This window comes from uncultured Eudoraea sp. (genome assembly GCF_947258525.1).
In the GTDB taxonomy this organism is placed as follows: domain Bacteria; phylum Bacteroidota; class Bacteroidia; order Flavobacteriales; family Flavobacteriaceae; genus Eudoraea.
In genome coordinates this window covers 1-7522 of record NZ_CAMYIP010000173.1, presented here as the reverse complement: position 1 = coordinate 7522, position 7522 = coordinate 1, and the positions used below count along the sequence as shown (strand labels likewise).

4 protein-coding genes are annotated in these 7522 nt (G+C 45.0%); 1 reads left to right on the top strand and 3 read right to left on the bottom strand.

Going from position 1 to position 7522, the window contains the following annotated elements; translation table 11 throughout:
- Positions 1 to 205: 205 nt before the first annotated feature.
- From Q0X89_RS13060 to Q0X89_RS13050, 3 genes are read right to left on the bottom strand one after another with little or no spacing between them, the layout of a single operon-like run.
- Positions 206 to 1717 carry a cellulase family glycosylhydrolase gene (locus Q0X89_RS13060; protein WP_297694877.1) on the bottom strand — a complete coding sequence of 504 codons (1512 nt, stop codon included), beginning with the start codon at positions 1715 to 1717 and terminating at the stop codon, positions 206 to 208.
- Between the two features lie 4 nt (positions 1718 to 1721).
- Complete coding sequence (locus Q0X89_RS13055) at positions 1722 to 2954, bottom strand: hypothetical protein (protein ID WP_297694875.1); 1233 nt, start codon at positions 2952 to 2954, stop codon at positions 1722 to 1724.
- Positions 2935 to 6015 (bottom strand): hypothetical protein, encoded by a 3081-nt coding sequence (locus Q0X89_RS13050; RefSeq protein WP_297694873.1) that lies wholly within the window; start codon positions 6013 to 6015, stop codon positions 2935 to 2937. The genes Q0X89_RS13055 and Q0X89_RS13050 overlap by 20 nt, the downstream gene beginning before the upstream one ends.
- Positions 6016 to 6229: 214 nt before the next feature.
- On the opposite strand from Q0X89_RS13050, the gene Q0X89_RS13045 reads away from it, so the two are divergent.
- Positions 6230 to 7378, top strand: a complete 1149-nt coding sequence (locus Q0X89_RS13045) for a response regulator (RefSeq protein WP_297694871.1) — start codon at positions 6230 to 6232, stop codon at positions 7376 to 7378.
- Positions 7379 to 7522 lie beyond the last annotated feature (144 nt).

Here is a 7522-nt window from a genome sequence, read left to right as displayed (position 1 = left end):
GCTCCCTGCCGATGTCTGTCATCACGCAAACGTACACGGATTACTTCAAAGCATTGGGTCAGAAATATAAATCAGGATTTGAATGGGTGCTGCCAAAGAAGGCAGAGGTCCATACAGATGCCTAAATACAGTTTTTATTGGTTGGGTTAAGTAGAAGAGGAGTGGTCTGGCAGGCTGCTCCTTTTCATTTTTGTTTTATGACCATCTAGCTTTCCTTGGGGTTGCCTTCATCATCAAAACAGCCGTAATTTTTTTGCGGTATTTTACGCCACGGCAATCGGCCGACTACTTTTTTCGGAATGTCAGGAAAATCATATAAGGTCCAAAATAAAAAAGGTATTTGGAGTTCCGACACAATATCTTGAATTGCGTTATAGTATGCCGCCTGCTCGATTTGGGAGCCCGAAAACAGGTTCCAGATCCCGCTATATGAAGACAAACCGTATTCCTGCAGCAGTATTGGCTTTTCCAGCACGGCCTCCCTCAAATTCTCGTAAGCGATACGAAAATGATCGGCATCTCCATAATAATGAAAGGAAACGAAATCCACTTCATCGTTTAGTAAAGTAGCTGCCTCTGTATTGGACCAACCAATGGTTACGGGATGTTCCTGATCCAATGTGTTTACGATGGCACTCAATTCCCGAAGCCAGGCTAAAACCCTATTCTTGCCCCTGCTTTCAAAGTCGAGGTCCGGCTCGTTTTTAATATCCCAGGCTAAAAGTGCCGGATGTTCTTTCAATGCTGTCACGATCAACCTGGCATGGTGGAAGTTTAAGGTCCAATCAGCCATATCATAATTACCGTAGAAATCAAATAAAGTGAGGAGCACTTTGATCCCTTCGGTCTCGGCAGCATCCATGACCAGCTTGAGTTGGCCCAGGTGCTCAGATCGAACATCAGGACCTCCGAATTCCTCATAAGGAATAAAGATCCGGATAGTGTTCAGACCCATTTCCTGAATCTTCACAAAGTCGGCTTCAATTGCCTTCAGGTCAAAATCGGATCCGAACATATTCCAGGGCTGATCCTGTGGGTAGTAATTCAGGCCTTTGACCCCTGCCATTATGTTCAATATATCACTGTCGTAATCATTCTTCGTTTTGCCCGATGGTGCAGATGCTGTTCTCAGCATATGTCGGATCCGCCAGGAGTTGTCTTCCAGGAAGAGGACAACGCGATAGTTACTCGTGTCCTTGCTTTCGGCCTGTAACCCTTCTTTCTTCCAGATCTGTTTGTAAACTTCTACATTTCTGTCTGAAAGGGTTGCCAATTTGCCATCTTCACTGTAAAAGTCGAGTGAAATTGTATGTGCTAGTGTGGTCTGATGTACGCTTACTTCTGATTCTCGGTTAAGGTTGATGATACGTTTCAATTTGGCATAGGCGCTATCCGTATAATAGTCCCGCGACAGTAATGGATCATTGTATCTCAAAGCTTCATTACGTGTGTACCAGGCGTTCAGGTAGTCTCGTATCAACTTCTCTCCTGCAGCAGCCCCGATAGGCCGACCCTCATTGGTATGAGGTATTAGCTCGATTTGGGGCCTGTAAACCGATTCTATTTCGGTATCCAGGTGCAGAATGGAACTGCGGTCAGCACCTGTATTCAGAAAAACAAAAATCGCCCCAATACCCAGGAGAATGACTCCGTTCAGGAGAACCGCTATCAGGATCATAAATCCCCTTTGCATCCGAATGGTAAAGGTGCCTAGCATTTATTTAAGGGTTAATGGTTTTAGTCCGACCCAGAATGCGGATTTCAATGTGAGTCGGGAGGGTATCGTGAATGAGGGTTTTCACATCGAATTGGGCATAGCCGCCACGGGTGTATATCGTAATTCTCTCTTGTCTTCCTACCTCATAGTTCAAAAGGATTTCCGCAGGAGTAAAATCGGGAACAAGCTGACCCATAAAACTATTAATCGGACCGATTGACAGGATTTGGCCCTCAGCTGAAAATGCTGCTTCAAATTCCTCTACCGCACTATTGAAATTCATTTCCAGGGTGTTACTACTAGCTACTCCTGCTATAATTGCCGTGAGCTTCCACCTGGTTGCAACTACCGGATGCACTATTTTGGCAACTGCGATGCCGTTAACTGTCGTAGCATTGGTATAGAGGGAAGTTTCTTCGCCGTTTTCGATATGAAATGTCACCAGGGTACCGTCAGCCACCGTATTTTCAAAGCGGTCTTTGATCACAGAAGTCTTTAAGCGGATGACCTGGTTGCCGTCAGCAAAATCATGATTTCGTTCATAGCTGATCTCAAAATCGGTTCCTGCACCGGAACTGACATCGGTATACATTTCTATAGAAGGGCTGCTTCCTGTCATCGTTTTTACAAAAATCCGTCCTGACCGCGTTTCGGGCTCGATGTGTCGCCAACTGATCAGATTTTCAAGGGAGTCAATAATAGATTCAGTTGTCCCTTTGAATCGTTCTTCAATCCATACAGGAGTACCGTCTGGGAGGGGATTGTCAAATGGATCAGCGGGGATCGAAACTACCATGGCCTTGCCTGAATCCCCGGCGATGATATCCTTCGGACCCAGGTACGATTCCATTCGGATCCCGGAACCCGTTTGGGGAAGAATCGATAGGTTGCCATTGAATATGACCTGGTTTTTATGGATCAGTTTCCAGGTACATAGTCCGGCCACCTGAGTGATCGGATCGGGTAGAAGAAACACCAATCCTCGCTCTTTACTATTCGGGGATATCACCATGCTGCCATAACTATTGTCCAGCTGCAGATAGGCATCGATACCATCGGGACCCAAAAATGCCAATCGGCCCAGATCTCCCGCGATCATAACGTCTACGATATCCAAGCGTTGAAATACAGGCGTTTCTGCAGCAAGCGATTGGCCATCTGAATTGCAGCTGGACATCAGCGCGCTAAGGGCAACTGCCAGTACGGCTATAAGACTACTATTTTGGATTTCCCACATAGGCGTTTAGATCGATTTTCACAAAGTCATAACGATCGTTTTGACAGGGTTGCAACAATCGATTCATATGTTCTTTATAGTTAGATTGTTCGTTCGAATTACCAACCGGATTGGGCAGTCCGTTAACGAAGGAGAGTGACATGTCCTCGTTAAGCACTTCCAAATCCGTGAGTTCCAGCAAAGGGTAATGGAATTTCTTTTTTCTCTGGACCCGTATTCCTTCCTGAAGGAACTGATGATCAACCCAGAGCAATTCCTGGTCTTTGCCATAATAGGATACCAGCAATTGGGGTACCGTTATTTCTTGAATTCCCGAATTAAACAAAGTCCCTTCCATCCGTTTTCCATCGATCTTAAGCTGTTGAAGGGCTACTTTCTTAAAGAGGTCCTTATTAGTGATATTACCGGCGCATTGCAAATTGAAATACCTGGGTGCAGCCTCTAATTTAGCTGGTGTAAACTGTTCCGGCTCGTATGAACTTGGAATTGCCTCAGAGGCATCTTGCCAGGCGACATCTTCGAAATCCACCCGAAATACTGTCGTTTCCCGAGGCATCAGTTTGTGTTTAAGCAGGTATTTGGCATCATATTCGGCCAATTCTGCCCCGGACTCGTCATACAAGGTAGCCCGGATCATGACATCTGCAGGCACATTATCTATATTCTGGATCTCTCCAATAATACTGTATTGCCCGTCGTAACGAACCAGTTTGGACGATATCACCCGAAGCAAAGGCTGTTCCAATATATCATCGTAATGGGTTTGTTGTGAAGAGATCTGGCGTCGTCCCTGATTGAAATAGGCAACTTGATTTTCCGTAAATAACTGATCCGGAGGAATATCCGTATCTACGGCATCCGGAACTATGAACCAGTCTCCTTTCTTTCTGACCAGAAGATGGTCGTATTCCTTCTCAATGGATTCCAGGGGCGTGACCCACGTGGTATAGACCTGAGCTACGGCTTTATTGTCGATTTGATTGAGAATTTTGACCCCTATGCGATCCAATTTGGCGTAGGAGTTCAATAATCCGTCGGTTGTCGATATCTGCAGCATGAACCTGTCTAAGGATACTTTCGCATCGGGGTCCATGTAGGAATGTGCCTGCTCGAATTCTTTAAAGTCGATGGCGTCATAATACGCTTGTACTACATTTTCGGGCGAATACTGGTCGGCATTTTCCACATAGAAGCTGTAAATTCCGTAAACTGCAAGTGCGAAGATCAAAAGGATCCAGATTTGCAGGTATAAGAGCATTTTTCCGGACGTCTTATACGCCGATGCGGCCTGCTCGTAAACAGCAAGAAATGATTTGGTTTCTTTACGACTTCTCTTTACTATCCGAAAGCCGATGAGAATTAAGGCCACCAATACGGTCGTTACAGGTATGATACCCCACATCCTCCTGAGTATACCGGGGACTTCCTCCCGGGGTAGTAGGGAGGGGAGCGGTGATACGTTCAGGCGTTCCCAAACGGCGACACCGTTTTCCAACAGGTTTAACCGCTGCCAGCCACAATAAAAGAGAATCGGGTCATAGAATTTATCGTTAGAGAAAATGTATTTTAAATGATATTTCTCCGGTGTGGTCAAAAATTGCTGCAGGGATCCAATACCCTCAATTCCTTTATATTTTGAATTTTCCAATCGCTCGATCGCCCTGCTCGTCAGTTCCGGTAACCTTCGGGCGGAGTGGTAATTTCCATCCACAGTTTTGGCTTCCGTCTGTGCCGAAAGCCAGGCCATCTGATCGCCAAACCCCAGGGTTAGATATCGCCACCTGTCATGCTGGTCCTGGTTCAGAAAATTTACGATCGGCAACATGTTTATTTTTTCCGGTTGGGCGGGACGGAAATATCCCAGGCTCATGGTCAATACGATCATAGATAAAAAGACGCCCGCAAGAAGAAATCCCTGCATGCGCAGCACCATCGATCCGCTGCTCTGAAGTATACGTTCTCTTATATCGCCTTTTAGAAATCGATATGCGAACTCCCCAAATAAAGGGAGTACAAGTATGGTAGCCCAGAGGGTAAAGCGGTCCAGTGTTAGTATGTTAAAGGCATTTTCACCCAGGATGATCTTGGGAATCGGTGTCGTACCGCCTGTTCCCAGGATGGTCAACAAGGCAAGCGACAAACCGAAAAAGATGTATCGCTTATTGAAGAACCGGTAAAACAGGAAGGGCATAATAAATAAAAGTACCCCCCATGGGATCAAGAAAAAAACCAGGCCGGACGAAGCCATTTCCAGGAAGTTATCCCTCGAACCGTGCGGTATGGGAACCTGTGTAATCGGATTTACCCTTGAATTGATCCAATAGGGAAGGATACAGATGATGATCAAGGCCAGGGACGTTGTCCCGAAGCCGAGAATTCTCCAAAAGACTTTACGGAATTCATTAAAAAAAATGCCGAATTTAACTTTTTTCCAATCCCTTGTTTGATCTTTCGCATTATCCATGATCGCCAGTCCGATCACCGGAAAAACAAAAAATACCATCCCGAAAATAGGGGTTACATGATGCGAACAGACCATAACGGCTAGCAGGCATAATGCAGTGATCAGTTGCATTTTGAGTCCTTTGCGGATCCACAGGTATATTTCAGGTAAGGCATGGAGTAGAAGCCCCAACCCCACAATGCTGGGTAACTGCCCAAAGAGATGAAGGGTTTCAATAAATGAGGTGGATAAAACGGCGAGGAGGGCTGTACAACCAGCTATGATCTCCTTTCCGCTTAACATCAGGCTATATCTGTAGACGCCGGTGATAAAAAGAATAATGCTCAAAAAGGCGATGGTGTACAGGGCAAATTTTAGCCCGCCTACAAGGGAAATTAGTGCCAGGAGCTGGTGGACCAGGGGCGGATAACCGTGGACGGTAAACCCCGTATACCATTTATAATTCCAATGTTCGAACCAGTTAGAAGCATAATGCTCGGCAAAAAAAAGATGAACATAAGCATCATACGTTTCTTCCAGGGTAAAGAAAATTGCAGATCCGTGGAGTGCAAGGCCGAAGACAAGTGCCAGGATCAGGAGAATATGGGTCCTTTGCATTATTTACGTTGTAAGAAAATATATCGGGTCAAAGTTAGATATAATCTGGTCTTTTACCATTATCGCCCATCTTTCAAGTCTTGCCATTCGTCTACAGATACCTGCTATTGGACTTTGTCCATCCATTCAGGCATTCATTCTGTTATAGATTTGCGGCAACGTTAATAAAAAACGTGAACGAATCTTACTGAAAATAATATTAAATACTTGACCCATGAAAATTCTTGCAATAGACGATCAACAACTCATCTTGATGTCTCTGGTAAAACGACTGGAAGACGCTGGTTTGGAAGTTAAAACTGCCTCCACGGCCGAACAGGGTATGAAGCTTTACGATTCCTATCAGCCCGACCTGGTGATCCTTGATATCAACATGCCGTATATAAGCGGTCTTGAAGTTGTCAAATACATCCGTCAGAAAAGAAAATCGCAAACACCCGTTTTGATCATGTCGGGAAAGACCGGAGAGGAAACCATAAAACAAGCCTACGAGTTAGGGATTAACGATTTTATGAAAAAACCGATCAGCCTGAACGAAGTACTTATGCGAATTCAGAGCCTGCTCGGTATAAACCCTTTACAGGCTTCATTTATGGAGGCGCATCAGAACCAATATCTTCACAAATATTGTGTCGGTGTAGTGATTCCTTGTTATAACGAAGAAAACAGAATATCAGGCAAAGTTTTTAGAGAATTCCTCCAACAAAATCGCGGGTACCATTTTTGTTTTGTCAATGATGGCAGTACGGATAATACGCTGGCAGTTCTGGAGCAATTGAGAACAGGCTACGAAGATTCCATTAGCATCGTTAATTGTGTAAAAAATGGAGGTAAAGCCGAGGCTGTCCGTCAGGGAACACTGCATTTGCTTCAAGACCGGCAGCTGGATTATATCGGCTATCTCGATGCAGATTTATCAACGGATCTCAGTGATTTTAATGAATTGGTTAACACACTGGAAAGTTCTGACTACCAAATCGTAAGCGGCTCCAGAATTCACAGGATGGGAGCCACTATCACAAAACAATCAGCCCGTAAAATTATTAGTAAATCAATCAATCTGATCATTCAGGGCTTGTTAGGAATGGGTTTCAAGGACACCCAATGCGGAGCAAAAGTAATGGATCGTAACCTGGCAGCTGTTGTGTTGACGAATAGCTTCATTACAAAGTGGTTATTTGACGTGGAGATCTTTGTGCGCATGCGAAAGATCTATGGCAAGGAAAGAGCAAAGTCGCTAATATGCGAACAACCCTTGAAAAGATGGATCCACGCCGACGGGTCTAAGCTGAGCATGCGTGATTCTGTGACCATCTTGGGTCAATTGACGCGAATCGCATGGCATTATCGCATAGCATCGTAGTTTGGGTTTGACCATGAGAAAAACCTGAATCGATCAGTATTTCTCGCCTCCCAACTGCTTGATCTGGCCGGCGCCCTTATCTATTGCGGCCTGGTTATAGTGTTGTATCAATTCATAGAAAGCTGGTTTACCGACAAGTTTGAC

Excerpts from the sequence above, each read along its gene's own strand:
- Q0X89_RS13060 (WP_297694877.1), bottom strand. The coding sequence starts at position 1,717 with ATGCTAGGCACCTTTACCATTCGGATGCAAAGGGGATTTATGATCCTG.
- Q0X89_RS13055 (WP_297694875.1), bottom strand. The coding sequence starts at position 2,954 with ATGTGGGAAATCCAAAATAGTAGTCTTATAGCCGTACTGGCAGTTGCC.
- Q0X89_RS13050 (WP_297694873.1), bottom strand. The coding sequence starts at position 6,015 with ATGCAAAGGACCCATATTCTCCTGATCCTGGCACTTGTCTTCGGCCTT.
- Q0X89_RS13045 (WP_297694871.1), top strand. The coding sequence starts at position 6,230 with ATGAAAATTCTTGCAATAGACGATCAACAACTCATCTTGATGTCTCTG.